The organism is Serratia sp. MF1(2023), from assembly GCF_030954545.1.
Taxonomy (GTDB): Bacteria; Pseudomonadota; Gammaproteobacteria; order Enterobacterales; family Enterobacteriaceae; genus Serratia; species Serratia sarumanii.
Genome location: NZ_JAVHUX010000009.1, coordinates 44,843 through 59,439, shown reverse-complemented (window position 1 = coordinate 59,439; position 14,597 = coordinate 44,843). Strand labels below are relative to the sequence as shown.

Annotated in this window: 15 protein-coding genes; 11 read left to right on the top strand and 4 right to left on the bottom strand. The window is 62.5% G+C overall.

What is annotated here, in order from left to right:
* Positions 1-31: 31 nt before the first annotated feature.
* On the top strand, positions 32-514 hold the full coding sequence (gene sixA, locus REA38_RS05955; protein WP_004936230.1) for a phosphohistidine phosphatase SixA: 483 nt from the start codon (positions 32-34) through the stop codon (positions 512-514).
* A 71-nt stretch (positions 515-585) separates the two neighbouring features.
* Here sixA and smrB read toward each other — a convergent pair whose 3' ends face one another.
* Positions 586-1,116, bottom strand: coding sequence for an endonuclease SmrB (gene smrB, locus REA38_RS05950; RefSeq protein WP_033635388.1), 531 nt, complete (start codon positions 1,114-1,116; stop codon positions 586-588).
* A gap of 170 nt (positions 1,117-1,286) precedes the next feature.
* On the opposite strand from smrB, the gene prmB reads away from it, so the two are divergent.
* From prmB to REA38_RS05920, 6 genes are all read left to right on the top strand, one after another.
* A complete protein-coding gene (gene prmB, locus REA38_RS05945; protein WP_028127753.1) occupies positions 1,287-2,219 on the top strand; it encodes a 50S ribosomal protein L3 N(5)-glutamine methyltransferase in 933 nt (310 codons plus the stop codon).
* Positions 2,220-2,284: 65 nt separating this feature from the next.
* Positions 2,285-3,370: a chorismate synthase gene (aroC, locus tag REA38_RS05940; RefSeq protein WP_308885331.1), complete on the top strand. Its 1,086-nt coding sequence runs from the start codon at positions 2,285-2,287 to the stop codon at positions 3,368-3,370.
* Positions 3,371-3,375: 5 nt separating this feature from the next.
* Positions 3,376-4,203, top strand: a complete 828-nt coding sequence (gene mepA / locus REA38_RS05935; protein WP_060457089.1) for a penicillin-insensitive murein endopeptidase — start codon at positions 3,376-3,378, stop codon at positions 4,201-4,203.
* A gap of 3 nt (positions 4,204-4,206) precedes the next feature.
* The gene (locus tag REA38_RS05930; RefSeq protein WP_033635385.1) at positions 4,207-5,013 is read left to right on the top strand and encodes a sulfite exporter TauE/SafE family protein; all 807 of its coding nucleotides are present in this window, start codon (positions 4,207-4,209) and stop codon (positions 5,011-5,013) included.
* Between the two features lie 80 nt (positions 5,014-5,093).
* Complete coding sequence (locus REA38_RS05925) at positions 5,094-5,651, top strand: elongation factor P hydroxylase (protein ID WP_033648082.1); 558 nt, start codon at positions 5,094-5,096, stop codon at positions 5,649-5,651.
* 32 nt (positions 5,652-5,683) lie between these two features.
* Positions 5,684-5,965 carry a YfcL family protein gene (locus REA38_RS05920; protein WP_197827778.1) on the top strand — a complete coding sequence of 94 codons (282 nt, stop codon included), beginning with the start codon at positions 5,684-5,686 and terminating at the stop codon, positions 5,963-5,965.
* A gap of 40 nt (positions 5,966-6,005) precedes the next feature.
* Here REA38_RS05920 and mnmC read toward each other — a convergent pair whose 3' ends face one another.
* Positions 6,006-8,027, bottom strand: a complete 2,022-nt coding sequence (gene mnmC, locus REA38_RS05915; protein WP_308885328.1) for a bifunctional tRNA (5-methylaminomethyl-2-thiouridine)(34)-methyltransferase MnmD/FAD-dependent 5-carboxymethylaminomethyl-2-thiouridine(34) oxidoreductase MnmC — start codon at positions 8,025-8,027, stop codon at positions 6,006-6,008.
* Positions 8,028-8,197: 170 nt separating this feature from the next.
* Here mnmC and fabB point away from each other — a divergent pair, with 170 nt between their 5' ends.
* The gene (gene fabB, locus REA38_RS05910) at positions 8,198-9,418 is read left to right on the top strand and encodes a beta-ketoacyl-ACP synthase I (RefSeq protein ID WP_041036107.1); all 1,221 of its coding nucleotides are present in this window, start codon (positions 8,198-8,200) and stop codon (positions 9,416-9,418) included.
* A 212-nt stretch (positions 9,419-9,630) separates the two neighbouring features.
* Positions 9,631-9,852: a hypothetical protein gene (locus tag REA38_RS05905; RefSeq protein WP_004936201.1), complete on the top strand. Its 222-nt coding sequence runs from the start codon at positions 9,631-9,633 to the stop codon at positions 9,850-9,852.
* 62 nt (positions 9,853-9,914) lie between these two features.
* On the opposite strand, the gene apbE is transcribed toward REA38_RS05905, so the two are convergent.
* On the bottom strand, positions 9,915-10,946 hold the full coding sequence (gene apbE, locus REA38_RS05900; RefSeq protein WP_197847012.1) for an FAD:protein FMN transferase ApbE: 1,032 nt from the start codon (positions 10,944-10,946) through the stop codon (positions 9,915-9,917).
* A gap of 154 nt (positions 10,947-11,100) precedes the next feature.
* Between apbE and REA38_RS05895 the strand changes: the two genes are divergently transcribed.
* Entirely contained in the window at positions 11,101-12,213 is a 1,113-nt protein-coding gene (locus tag REA38_RS05895; RefSeq protein WP_308885325.1) for an SLC13 family permease, read from the top strand.
* On the opposite strand, the gene pepT is transcribed toward REA38_RS05895, so the two are convergent.
* On the bottom strand, positions 12,210-13,457 hold the full coding sequence (gene pepT, locus REA38_RS05890; protein ID WP_308885324.1) for a peptidase T: 1,248 nt from the start codon (positions 13,455-13,457) through the stop codon (positions 12,210-12,212). The two genes, REA38_RS05895 and pepT, sit on opposite strands and share 4 nt — an antisense overlap.
* A gap of 217 nt (positions 13,458-13,674) precedes the next feature.
* On the opposite strand from pepT, the gene REA38_RS05885 reads away from it, so the two are divergent.
* Entirely contained in the window at positions 13,675-14,571 is an 897-nt protein-coding gene (locus tag REA38_RS05885; protein WP_033648077.1) for an endonuclease/exonuclease/phosphatase family protein, read from the top strand.
* Positions 14,572-14,597 lie beyond the last annotated feature (26 nt).

The following is a 14,597-nucleotide window of genomic DNA, read 5'->3' as shown; positions in this document are numbered from 1 at the left end:
AGCGTTACTTTGTCAACAACAGCGGTGCAATATGCAAGTTTTGATTATGCGTCACGGAGAGGCGGCGCTCGAGGCAGCCAGCGATGCGGTAAGGCCCCTTACCCTGTGCGGCCGCGACGAGTCCCGTCAGATGGCGGCCTGGTTGAACACCAAGTCTGTGGATATTGAACGCGTGCTGGTCAGCCCCTATCTGCGGGCCGAACAGACGCTGGCGACGGTGCGTGAAGCCTTGACGCTGCCGGAGGGCGAAGAAGTGCTGCCCGAGCTGACGCCGGGCGGCAACGCCGAACAGGTCGGCAGCTATCTGCAGGCGCTGGCGATGCAAGGGGTGAGCTCGGTGCTGATCGTGTCGCACCTGCCGCTGGTGGGCTATCTGGTGGCCGAACTGTGCCCAGGCGAGTGCCCGCCGATGTTCGCGACCTCGGCGATTGCCAACGTCGATCTGCCGGCGGACGGCAGCTACGGCAAGTTTGAATGGCAGGTCAGCCCGTCGCAGGTGATGGCCAAAGTGTGAACCGCGGATGCGGTGCGGAATAAACTCAGGGCGATGTCTGACATCGCCCTGAGTCGTTTCTGCGGCGGGGGCTACTCGGCCAGCTCCACCAACAGCAGGATGGCGGCGTTGCCGCCCCATTCCTTCGGCGCCTGATGAAACGCCAGCACGTCGGGATGCTGCGCCAGCCACAGCGGCGTTTGCTGTTTGAGAATGTGCTTGCCGTGCCCGTGCATCACGCAGGCGCAGTGCACGTGTTCGCGTTTGCAGGCGGCGATCAGCGCCCCCAGTTCCTGCTTGGCCTGCAGCTGGGTCAGGCCGTGCAAATCGAGAAACAGCTCCGGCGAGTAATCGCCGCGTCGCAGCTTCTTCAGCTCATACGGGCTGCTGCCGGGGCGCACGTAGCGCGTCGGGCCTTCTTCTTCCAGCTGCGGCTGGTATTCATCTGAAAAATAATAGCTGGCATCGACCTGCTCCTGCAGCAGCCGCTGCGGGGCAATCTGTTTGACCTTGGGTTTCGGCGGGCGGTGGACGATGGTGTCCTGGCGCAGCTTTTTCGCGCCCGCCACCGACTCTCTGAAGAGCTGTTGTTCGTCTTGGCTCAGAGGGGGCTTGTTCTTCATGCTTCATTCACCGGAAATCGTTTATTTCGCTAGTTTACCTTGTGAATGAGCGCTGTCGACGCAAAACTCGGGCCAGAGTGAAAAGCGCGAGGGGCAAGCGTGATTTGTCGCGGGCTTCATGGCAAACTATGCGGCTAAATCATGAAACACAGCGCCTGCCGGAGGGCAAATTGGACAAAATTTTCGTCGACGAAGCAGTGAACGAACTGCACACCATTCAAGATATGCTGCGCTGGACGGTAAGCCGCTTCAACGCCGCCAATATCTATTATGGTCACGGAACCGATAATCCGTGGGACGAAGCGGTGCAATTGGTGCTGCCAAGCCTGTTCCTGCCGTTGGACATTCCGGAGGACATGCACACCGCCCGTCTGACCTCCAGCGAGCGCCATCGCATCGTTGAGCGCGTGATCCGCCGCGTCAACGAGCGCATCCCGGTCGCCTACCTGACCAACAAGGCCTGGTTCTGCGGCATGGAATTCTACGTCGACGAGCGCGTGCTGGTGCCGCGTTCGCCGATCGGCGAGCTGATCAACGATCGCTTCAGCGCGCTGATCCCGCACCCGCCGCGCCATATCCTCGACATGTGCACCGGCAGCGGCTGTATCGCCATCGCCTGCGGCTACGCTTTCCCTGAAGCGGAAGTGGACGCGGTGGACATCTCCAGCGAGGTGCTGGCGGTGACCGAGCGCAACATTCAGGCGCACGGCGTCGAACACCAGGTGATCCCGATCCGTTCCGATCTGTTCCGCGACGTTCCCGCGATCCAGTACGATCTGATCGTCACCAACCCGCCGTACGTCGATGCGGAAGACATGTCCGATCTGCCGCAGGAGTTCCGCTTTGAGCCGGAGCTGGGCCTGGCGGCGGGCAGCGACGGCCTGAAGCTGGTGCGCCGCATCCTGGCCTGCGCGCCGGACTACCTGACCGACGACGGCGTGCTGATTTGTGAAGTGGGCAACAGCATGGTACACCTGATGGAACAATATCCGGATATTCCGTTCACCTGGCTGGAGTTCGAAAACGGCGGTGACGGCGTGTTCATGCTGACCAAGCAGCAACTGGTGGATTGCAAGGAACACTTCAGCCTCTATCGCAGCTAAGCCGCATTTTCAAGGCCCGCACGGCGGGCCTCATAACGATAAAAGACTAACGGTAAGGAGCCGTGATGGCAGGAAACAGTATTGGGCAGATTTTCCGCGTCACCACCTTCGGTGAATCTCACGGGGTGGCGCTGGGTTGTATTGTCGACGGCGTGCCGCCCGGCATCCCGCTCACCGAAGCCGATTTGCAACACGATCTGGATCGCCGTCGTCCGGGCACCTCGCGTTACACCACCCAGCGTCGCGAACCGGATCAGGTGCGCATTCTCTCCGGCGTATTCGAAGGCGTGACCACCGGCACCAGCATCGGCTTGATCATTGAGAACACCGATCAGCGTTCGCAAGACTACAGCGCTATCAAAGACGTGTTCCGTCCGGGGCATGCCGACTACACCTACGAACAGAAATACGGCCTGCGCGATTACCGCGGCGGCGGCCGCTCTTCGGCGCGTGAAACCGCCATGCGCGTTGCGGCGGGCGCTATCGCCAAGAAATACCTGCAGCAGAAGTTCGGCGTGCAGGTGCGCGGCTATCTGGCGCAGATCGGTGACGTGACCTGCGAGCTGAAAGATTGGAATCAGGTTGAGCAGAATCCGTTCTTCTGCCCGGATCCGGACAAGCTGGAAGCGCTGGACGAACTGATGCGCGCGCTGAAAAAAGAGGGCGACTCCATCGGCGCCAAGGTCAGCGTGATTGCTGAAAATGTGCCGGTTGGCCTGGGCGAGCCGGTGTTTGACCGCCTCGACGCCGATCTGGCGCACGCGCTGATGAGCATCAACGCGGTGAAAGGCGTGGAGATCGGCGACGGGTTTGCCGTGGTGACCAAGCGCGGCAGCGAAAACCGCGATGAAATCACCCCGGAAGGCTTCCAGAGCAACCATGCCGGCGGCATTCTCGGCGGTATCAGCAGCGGCCAACCGGTGGTGGCGCATCTGGCGCTGAAGCCGACCTCCAGCATCATGGTGCCGGGCCGCACCATCAATCGCCAGGGCGAAGCGGTGGAAATGGTCACCCGCGGCCGCCACGATCCGTGCGTGGGTATCCGCGCCGTGCCGATCGCCGAAGCGATGATGGCGATCGTGCTGATGGATCACCTGCTGCGCCAGCGTGCGCAAAACGGTGATGTGGTTTCCGACGTGCCGCGCTGGTAATCGCCATGAAAAACTGGATGTTGGGCCTGGTGGCCCTGACGGCCTCCGCCTCCGCCATGGCGCTGACGCCGTGGCAGAAAATCGATCGTCCGGTGGCCGGCGCGCCGCAGGCGGTGGGCGGTTTCGCCAACGGCTGCGTCATCGGCGCCCAGCCGTTGCCGCTGAACTCACCGAACTACCAGGTGATGCGTACCGACCAGCGCCGCTATTTCGGCCACCCGGATCTGTTGGCGTTCATTCAGCGCCTCAGCAGCCAGGCGAACCAGAAAGCGCTGGGCACGGTGCTGATCGGCGATATGGCGATGCCGGCCGGCGGGCGCTTCAGCAGCGGCCACGCCAGCCACCAGTCGGGGCTCGACGTCGACATCTGGCTGCAGCTGCCGCGTCAACGCTGGAGCGCGCAGCAGTTGCTGAAGCCGCAGCCGATCGATCTGGTGTCAGGGGACGGCAAGCAGGTAGTGGCGCGCCAATGGCAGCCGCAGATCGAGTCACTGATTAAGCTGGCGGCGCAGGATGCGGACGTGACGCGCATCTTCGTCAATCCGGCCATCAAACAGCGTCTGTGTCTGGATGCCGGCGCCGATCGCGCCTGGTTGCACAAGGTGCGGCCGTGGTTCGGTCACCGCGCGCACATGCACGTGCGCCTGCGTTGCCCGGCGAGCAGCCTTGAATGTAAAGAGCAGGATACGCCGCCGCCGGGCGACGGCTGCGGCGCCGAACTGGCGAGCTGGTTCGTGCCGCATCAACCGAACGCCAAACCGGGTAAACCGGTGCCGCCGCCGTTACCGCCGACCTGTCAGGCATTGCTGGATAATCACTTCGCAGCGGAATAATACATGGACTGGTTCGTCATCGGCCCCGAGATGCTCGGGGTGTTGTTTGCAGTAGCGCTGCTGGCGGGGTTTATCGACTCCATCGCCGGCGGTGGCGGGTTGCTGACGGTACCAGCCTTGCTGGCGGTGGGGGTTCCCCCGGCCCAGGCGTTGGCCACCAACAAACTGCAGTCGGTCGGCGGCTCCTTCTCCGCCAGCCTGTACTTTATTCGTCGGCGGGCGGTGAACCTCAACGACCAGAAGCTGACGATCTTTCTGACGCTAATCGGTTCGATCGCCGGCGCCATTCTGGTGCAGCATATGCGCGCCGATTTGCTGCGGCAGATGTTGCCGCTGCTGGTGATCGGCATCGGCCTCTACTTCCTGCTGATGCCGCGGCTGGGTGAGGAAGACCGTCAACGCCGTCTCGGCGCCTTGCCGTTCGGGCTGGTGGCCGGCGGCTGCGTCGGGTTTTACGACGGCTTCTTCGGCCCCGGCGCCGGATCGTTTTACGCGCTGGCTTATGTGACGCTGTGCGGTTTCAACCTCGCCAAGTCCACGGCGCACGCCAAGGTGCTTAACTTCACCTCCAACGTCGGCGGGTTGGCGCTGTTCATCATCGGCGGCAAGGTGGTGTGGAGCATCGGTCTGGTGATGCTGGTGGGGCAGGTGCTGGGGGCGCGTTTGGGCGCCCACATGGTGCTGACCCGCGGGCAGAAGCTGATTCGGCCGATGATCGTGATCGTCTCGCTGGTGATGAGCCTCAAGCTGCTGTACGACAATCACGGCGCGGAAATTCAGCAGTGGTTGAGCGCCCTGGTGCACGGTTAAAGATGAAGAGAGGGCGCTGCTTACGCGCCCTGTCTTATCGGGTATAATGGCCTCTTTATTTTTGTGGTTATAGAGTTTTTATGTCAGACACACAGACCCGCCATCACTATGAGCAACTGATCGAGATCTTCAATCAATGCTTCAGCGATGACTACAACACCCGCCTGGTGAAGGGCGACGACGAGCCGATCTACCTGCCGGCCGACGACGAACTGCCGTATCACCGCATCGTGTTTGCCCACGGCTTCTACGCCAGCGGCCTGCACGAAATCTCGCACTGGTGCATCGCCGGCGAAGCGCGCCGCCAACGAGTGGACTTCGGTTACTGGTATTGCCCGGACGGGCGCGACGCGCAAACCCAGAGTGAATTCGAAGCGGTGGAGATCAAACCGCAGGCGCTGGAGTGGATGTTCTGCGTGGCGGCCGGTTTCCCGTTTAACGTCAGCTGCGACAACCTGAACGGCGACTGTGAGCCGGATCGCATCGCGTTCCAGCGCAAGGTGCGCGACCGGGTATTGGCGCTGCTGGAGCAGGGAATACCCACACGGCCTGCGCGCTTTATTCAGGCGTTGCAATCGTTCTACAATACGCCACCGTTGGCGGCCGAGCATTTTCCGTATCCGGAAGATCTCAACTGACGCCACAGCCCGTTATTTAATGAGGAAATTTGATGATCGCAGAATTCGAAGCGCGCATTTTGGCGCTGATTGATGACATGGTAGAGCACGCCAGCGATGATGAACTGTTTGCCGGTGGCTACCTGCGCGGTCATCTGACGCTGGCGGTGGCCGAAGCGGAAGAGCAGGGCGAGCACACTGCCGAAGCGCTGAAAGCGCGGGTGGAAGAGAGCCTGCACAAAGCGATCGCCGCCGGGGAACTCTCGCCGCCGGATCAGATCCTGGTGCGCGGCATGTGGGAAAACCTTTATCAGGCCGCTATCCCTGCCGCCTGACCGCCATGCCGGGGCGCGCCGCCGCGCCCCTCAAGGTTGATTAAACCGCACGCCCTTTCAGCAATTTCCGCACCCACATCCGATTTGGATTCAACGCCGCCAGCAGGCGCGCGTCGCCCGGCAGCGGTTCGCCGAACAGCTGCGCCGCCAGAATTTCCGCCGCCAGCGGCGCCGAGCACAGCCCGCGCGATCCCAACCCGCCGATAGCGAACAGGCCGGGATAGACCGGTGCATCGGCGACGGTTTCGCCGCGCTGGTTTCGCCGCTGCAAATCCTGATACTGCGTCACCGTGGCCTGATAGTCCGGCAGCGCGCCGACCATCGGCAGATGATCGCGGGTGGCGCTGCGCACGCCGCAACGCGCCTGATGAGCGCTGACGTCCACCTGCTGTGGCCAGGCCTGCTCCGGCAGGCAGCGCAGCAGGCGCTCGCGGTTTTCCTGTTGCTCCTGCTCGCGGTAGTCGGTGGCGGTGTCGCCGCGCTGGTAGCTGGCGCCGATGCAGTGTTGGCCGTTGTTGGCGTTGACCGGCGTCAGGTAGCCGTCGTAGCACAACACCTGTTTCAGTTGACCGAGGGCCGGCGAGGTTGGGATGTGCGACACCTGCCCGCGCACCGCATACAGCGGCAGGGCTTGCGTCGGCGCCAGCTCGGCCAACCGGTGGCCGTTGGCCAGGATCACCGTCGCATGGCGGCGGCTTTCGCCGTGGGCGAAATCGATGCGCCAGCCGTTTTCTTCCTGCGTCAGCCTCTGTGCATCGTGCCGGTATTGGCAGACCAAGCCCTGACGCTGCGCCAGCGCGATAGCGCCGCGCGTCAGCTCGGCCGGGCAGAGCCAGCCGCCCTGCGGGTAGGTGATGCCGCCAAAGCCGGTGTCGACGCCGCACAGTTCGCTGAGCGTTTCGCGGTCGGCTGCCGCCGCCAAGGCCTGCGGCCAGTCGGTTTTCAGCATATTGGCGATCTTGGCGCCGCTCTTTTCGTCGTAGGCCAGCTGGCTGACGCCGCACCACTGGTGATCAAAGGCGACGCCTTGTTGCAACAGGGCATCGTATTGGCGGCGGGCGAAAGGAAACGCGGCGCTGAAGAAACTCTCCAGCGCGTCGCCGCTGCCGTTCAGCAGGGGGTAAATCGCCCCCTGACGATTGCCGGATGCGCCCTCGGCCGGCTGCTCGTCGGCGCAGTACAGCGTGACGGTGGCGCCGCGCCGCAATAGGGCCAACGCGGTGAGCGCGCTGGCGACGCCGCCGCCGATCAGAGCGATGTCGGCGGTGTTGTCCGCCGCCGGACGCCGATACCAGGGTGCCGGGTGGCGCGTGGGCTGCGCATCGGCCGGCAGACAGCCGGCGAGCATCTCACGCTTTTGGCCGAAGCCTTTGCAACGGTTGACTTGAAAACCGGCCTGTTGCAAGCCGCGGCGCACGAAGCCGGCGGCGGTAAAGGTGGCGAAGCTGCCTTCCGGCCGGGCGAAACGCGCCATGGCGGCGAACAGTTGCTCGGTCCACATGTCGGGATTTTTGGCCGGTGCGAAGCCGTCGAGGAACCAGGCGTCGACCTGGTTATTCATGCTGGCGTCGAACAGCGGCAGCAGTTCGTTGACGTCGCCGAACCACAGATCGAGCGTAATGCGGCCTTCGGCCAACAGCAGGCGATGGCAGCCCGGCAGCGGCAGCGGCCATTGGGCGCGCAGCTCATCGGCATAGGGAGCCAGCTCCGGCCAGCGCGCATGCGCCGCCGCCAGATCGGCCTGCTGCAGGGGGAATTTCTCGAAGCTGATAAAGTGCAGGCGTTGCAGCGCGGCGTCCGGCTCGGCCTGGCGGAAGCCCGCGAAGGCCTGCCACAGCGTAAGGAAATTGAGCCCGGTGCCGAAGCCGGTTTCCGCCACCACCAGCAGCGGGCGCGGGTGAGTGGCGAAACGCTGCGGCAGCCGGTTGCCGTGCAGAAAGACATAGCGGGTTTCTTCCAGCCCATCCTGATTGGAAAAATAGACGTCATCAAACTGTTTCGAAACAGGTGTACCCTGTTCGTTCCAGGTTAGCGTTGCGGTTTGGATGGGGGCGTGGTTCACGGTCAATGGCTCGAAATTCAAGGGATGCCGCGAATTCTAACGGCGCTGGCGCCCTGGCGCAAACTGGACAACAATAAAGCTGAAAAACGCTGATCGGACTTGTTCGGCTTACATCTGTACGCTAAAGTGCGATGCAAAATCCCGTAGGTAAATAGTGGAAGAGGTATTGAATGAAACGTGCAGTGATTACTGGCCTGGGAGTTGTCTCCAGCATTGGTAATAACCAGCAGGAGGTCCTGGCGAGCCTGCAGGAAGGACGTTCTGGGATCACTTTCTCCCAGGAGCTGAAAGATTCCGGCATGCGTAGTCACGTATGGGGGCAAGTTAAGCTCGACACAACCGGCCTGATCGACCGCAAGGCGGTGCGTTTCATGAGCGATGCTTCCATCTATGCTTTCCTGGCGATGCAAGAAGCGATCGCTTCTTCCGGCCTGAAGGAAGAAGAGTATCAAAACAACCCGCGCGTGGGCCTGATCGCCGGTTCCGGCGGCGGTTCTCCGCGCTTCCAGGTGTTCGGCGCCGATGCGATGCGCAGCCCGCGCGGCCTGAAAGCGGTTGGCCCGTACGTGGTCACCAAAGCCATGGCTTCCGGCGTTTCCGCCTGCCTGGCGACGCCGTTCAAAATCCACGGCGTGAACTACTCCATCAGCTCCGCTTGCGCGACCTCCGCACACTGCATCGGTAACGCGGTTGAGCAAATCCAACTGGGCAAACAGGACATCGTGTTCGCCGGCGGCGGCGAAGAGCTGTGCTGGGAAATGGCCTGCGAGTTCGACGCGATGGGCGCGCTGTCCACCAAGTACAACGACACGCCGGAAAAAGCCTCCCGTACTTACGACGCCGATCGTGACGGTTTCGTCATCGCCGGCGGCGGCGGTATGGTGGTGGTTGAAGAACTGGAACACGCGCTGGCGCGCGGTGCGCACATCTACGCGGAAATCGTTGGCTACGGCGCAACGTCTGACGGCGCCGACATGGTAGCGCCATCGGGCGAAGGCGCGGTGCGCTGCATGAAGATGGCGATGCAGGATCTGGATGCGCCGATCGACTACATCAACGTGCACGGCACCTCTACGCCGGTGGGCGACGTGAAAGAGCTGGGCGCGATTCGCGAAGTGTTCGGCGACAATACCCCGGCTATCTCCTCCACCAAGGCGATGACCGGTCACTCGCTGGGCGCCGCAGGCGTGCAGGAAGCGATCTACAGCCTGCTGATGCTGGAGCACGGCTTTATCGCGCCGAGCATCAACATCGACACTCTGGATGAGCAGGCGGCCGGCATGAACATCGTGACTCAGCCGACTCAGCGCGAGCTGACCACCGTGATGTCCAACAGCTTCGGCTTCGGCGGCACCAACGCCACCCTGGTGATGCGCAAACTGGCGAAATAATCCCGCCTGAGTCTCACCTCGCTATCAAGCCCGCGTTTTCGCGGGCTTTTTACTGGCCGAAGCCCGCCGGCCGGGCGTTCGGAGTTTTCCCAAATCACATCCCCTGACACATCATTACCTCGCCATTACACGCGTTGGGCATACAATAGCCGGGTAGCGTGATTATCGCTCGGCGTAGTTTTCCAAAGTGATCGAACATTGAGGCACGAAGTATGAAAAAGTTAATTGCGGTTGGGTTACTGTCGGCCGTGTTGGCCGGATGCGCCACCGATTCTCCCTGCGTGCCGGTCTACGATGACCAGGGGCGCCTGGTGCACACCAACACCTGCATGAAGGGCACCACTCAGGATAACTGGGAAACCGCGGGTGCGATCGCCGGCGGCGCGGCGGCGGTTGCCGGCCTGACTCTCGGCATCATCGCGCTGACCAAGTGATCGGCGCGGCGCCTGCGGGCGCATGCAACCAGCCCGGCCATCGCGCGCCGGGCTTTTTTATTTCACTGCACCAAAAACGCCTTGAACTGTGGCGTCATCACGGCGCTGAAACCGTCGTCGGTTTTGCTGATCAGGTAGACCGCCAGCCCTTTCTCTTCGGCAAGTTTCAACGCCTTCTCCGTGCCCAGCACCATCAGGCCGGTATCCCAGCCGTCGGCCTCGAGCGCGGTGGGGGCGATCACCGTGGCGGAAACCAGGCGGTGGTTGATCGGCCTGCCGGTGGTCGGATCGATGACATGGGAGTAGCGCTGGCCGTTTTGTTCGAAGTAGTTGCGGTAGCTGCCGGCGGTGCTGATGCCGTAACCGTGCAGATCCACCAGCGCCTGCACCGCATTTTCACGGTCGGTCGGCTTTTGGATCGCCACCCGCCAGGGTTTGCCCTGGCCGTTGACGCCGCGTGAAGAGACCGCGCCGCCGACCGATACCAGGTAGTTGGTAATGCCGTTGCGGTTCATCAGGCGCACCAGTTCATCGGCGCCGTAGCCTTCGCCCAGCGTCGAGAGATCGACGTACATATCCGGCAGATCTTTTTGCAGCCACTCCCCGCGATTGTCGCTGATAAGCTTCAGGTGCTGCAGGCCGGTGCGCTGCTTCGCCGCGTCGATCTGTGCCTGTTCCGGCACTTTGACCGGGTGCTTGTCGGGGCCGAACCCCCACAGGTTCACCAGTGGGCCGACGGTGATGTCCATGGCGCCGCCGGTATCGCGGCCGATGCGCTGGGCCATCAGCACGATGTCTGCCATGCCGCGCGGGATCGGCTGCGGTTCGAGGCCGGCGCTGCGGTTAAACCGCGACAGCACCGATCCGGCGCGGTAGGTGGAGATATCGTCGTTGGCCCGTTCGAGCACCGCGTCGATCTGCCGCTGCAGTTCTTGCTTGCCGATCGCGACGTCACCGCTGACTTTAACGCTGTAGAAGGTGCCCATGGTTTTGCCGTCGATATCGATTTGCGGGCGGGAGGCGGCATCGTCGCAGGCGGCGAGCAGGGCGCATAAGGCGCTGAGCAACGCCCCTTTGGCGAACAGGGAAGCCATAACATGTCCTTTGAAAACGAGAAAGCCGCTACAAATAAAGTAAAGCGCGGCAAATGGAAAGCGGATAAAGGTAAAATAGCATTTTGCTGGCGTAGATGCCGCGCCTGAGCTAACGTCTCGCTCATGCTTTTCGCTGAGGTTTCAAGCTGCCACCATGAGTTCAACCGCCATTTCCCGGCTTATCCACCCCTTTGTCAAAGACCGTTTCCTGCACGTGCTGTTGCTGGCCGGCGCAGCGATGTTCGCCTTTGATCCGCAGCCGCTGGCGGCGCTGGGCGGTTTCATCGACGTCCGCACCCTCATTACTCTGCTGGGGCTGATGCTGCTGACCAAAGGCGTCGAGGTCAGCGGCTACTTCGACTTCGTTGGCCGCAAGATTATCAACCGGTTGCACAGCGAACGGCGGCTGGCGCTGTTCCTGGTGTTTTCCGCCGCGCTGCTGTCGTCGTTTCTGACCAACGACGTGGCGCTGTTTATCGTCATTCCGCTCACCATCACGCTGAAAAAGCTGTCGGCGCTGCCGGTTGGCCGTTTGATCATCTTTCAGGCGCTGGCGGTGAACGCCGGTTCGCTGCTGACGCCGATCGGCAACCCGCAAAATATCCTGCTGTGGAGCCGCTCCGGCCTTTCTTTCCTCGGCTTCATCGGCCAGATGGCGCCGTTTGGCGCCGCGATGATGCTGAGCCTGCTGGCGTTGACCTGGTTCAGCTTCCCGGCGCGCGACATCGTGAAAACGCCGAATATCGAGGGCTACCCCTATCAACGGCCGCTGTTGCTGAGCTGCGTGGGGCTGTATGCGATCTTCCTGCTGTGCCTGGATATCGGCCTGCCGCTGTATGGGCTGCTGGCGGTGTTCGCCGGCTTTTTGTTGCTGGCGCGCCGGGTGCTGTTGCAGATCGACTGGAGCCTGATTTTCGTGTTCGCCGCTATGTTTATCGATGTTGGCCTGTTTACCCGCCTGCCGCCGCTTCAGCCGGCGTTTGCCGCCATCGCCGGGCTGAGCGATGGTGGGGTGTATGCGTTGGGCGTTGGGCTGTCGCAGATCGTCAGCAACGTGCCGGCCACCATTTTGCTGCTCAACTATGCGCCCTCCAGCACGCAACTGGCCTATGCGGTCAATGCCGGCGGCTTCGGGTTGGCGATCGGATCGCTCGCCAACCTGATTGCGCTGCGCATGGCGGGGGAGCGCAAGATCTGGTTGCGCTTCCACTATTACTCGCTGCCGCTGCTGGCGTGGGCCGCGCTGGTCGGCTGGCTATTGAGCTAACTCTGATTACTGCTCTGCCGGGCGGCCAGCAGGCAAATGCTGCGGGTCACCTGGTAGGATTTCACGAAGGCGCTGACGGGTAAAAACTCGAAGCGCGAGTGGAAGTTATGCGCGCCGGTGAAGTAATTGGGCGTCAGGATGCCGCGGCTCGAGAGCGCCGCGCCGTCGGTGCCGCCGCGCATCGGGATCACCTTCGGCGGGATGCCGTGGGCGGCAAGGGCGCCGAAGATCAGATCGATGGCGCGCCGATCTTCGCCGATGGCGTTGCTGATGTTGCTGTAGATGTCGCTGATGCTGCAGCTGACGTTGGCGCGCGGATAGCCGGCCGCCACCTGACGAACCGTCTCCTCAAGGCGGGCTTTGCGCGCCTCGAACGCCGCGCTATCGAAGTCGCGAATCGACACCTTCAGCGTCGCCTGATTGGCATTGGCGGCCAGATCGGTGAACCAGAAATAGCCCTCGCGCCCGTCGGTGTGTTCCGGGGTATCCTGCACGTCGAAGCGGTTGATGATGTCGTTGGCGATGCGTATCGGGTTGATTAACACGTTTTTCGCCGACATCGGGTGCGCGGTCACCCCCTCGATGCGGATTTCCGCCGCCGCCGCATTGAAATTCTCGTAAACCACTTCACCCAGTTCGCAGCAGTCGATGGTGTAGGCGAAATCGACGGGGAAACGCTGCAGATCCAGCGCCTTGGCGCCGCGCAGGCCGATCTCTTCATCCGGCACGAACGCCACCACGATATCGCCGTGGCGATCGGCGGCGGCCAGGTTGGCCAGCAACGTCATCACCACGGTGACCGCCGCCTTGTTGTCGGCACCCAGCACGCTGGTGCCGTCGCTGAACAGGATCTCTTCGTTGCGGTAGGGCAGGATCTCCGGGTGTTCGGCGACCCGCAGCCAGATGTCTTGCTCGGCGTTCAGGCATACATCTTCGCCGGTGAAGCGCAGGCGCTGCGGGCGAATTTCGGGCGACAGGCCGACGTCCACGGTGTCGATATGGGTGATGAAGCCGATGCGCGGCGCGCCGGGCTGGGTGCCGGGCTTGCGGGCGGTGACGGTGGCGTGGTCGTCTATCTGCACGTCGGCCAGGCCTAGCCGGCGCAGCTCTTCCGCCAGCAGCTGCGCCATTTCATGCTGCCCCGGCGTGCTGGGCAGGGCGGTTGCGGCGGCATTGCTCTGGCTGGTGACCGCCAGGTAGCGGAAGAAACGTTCGGTAAGCTGTTCGGCAATCGGGCTGGTCATCGGAACTCCTCGCGGTTGGCAATCTACCGGTTTTAAAACGAAATCAGCCGTTTGTCCAACGGTGCAATGCGTAAACCGCTAGAATGCGAAGCATCGCGCAGAAACGAAAAATAGCGGTGCAACTAGGAAATAGTCGCAGGTTTCTGCGGCAAAATCGGTGTTAGCTGTGGGCCGGGAAGCGCCTACATAACACTTATCTGTCCCTCAAGGAGAATTCATGCACACCGGTCACGCTCTGCTTATCACCTTACTGTCCCTGGGCATCTCTCACAGCGCCTGGGCCTCTGCCGATGCCGGCCATGCCAACAGCAACGCCAACAGCCGCGAAGTGGCCAGCGCGTTGGGTGGCCTGAAAAATAAAACCTATGAACTGGAGCAGGCGCCGAAGATCCGCGTCGCCAGCTTCAATATCGCCGCCGGCAAGGTCAGCGACATGACCGCCATCGCCAAGGCAATTCGCGCGATGAACGTCGACGTGGTGGCGCTGCAAGAGGTGGATAAACTCACCGCCCGCAGCGGCCGGGTCGATCAGGCGGCGGAGCTGGCGAAGCTGACCGGCATGCAGGCGGTGTTCGGCCGGGCGATCGATCACGACGGCGGCGAATATGGCCTGGCGTTTCTCTCGAAGTATCCGCTGCACGATGCCGTGATCTATCCGCTGCCGTCCGGCCAGCGCGAACAGCGCATCGCCTTCAGCGCCAAGGTCGACGTGCCGGAGTTCCCGGCGCCGATCACGCTGTTCAACGCCCACCTCGATACCAAGGAAGATCCGACGATGCGCCTGGATCAGGTGCGGGAGCTGAACGATCGCGCCATCGAAGTGCGCGGCATCAAGCTGCTGTTCGGCGATATGAACGATGTGCCGGGCAGCGTGACCTGGCTGGAGCTGAGCCGCTATTGGAACGACATCATGCCTAACGGCCAGGATGGCCGCAGTTGGCCGGCGGAAAACGCCGAGATCAAGGTGGATTACATCTTCACCGGTAACGCGCAGCGCTGGCATCTGGACAGCCTGACGGTGCCGAACGCCAGCGGCGACTGGAACGGCGTGCATTGGCCGGCGGTGAGCGACCACCTGCCGCTGGTGGCGGAGATGCGCCTGACCGAGCAATAAACGGGGGGGCATTCCATTGGGGCCGC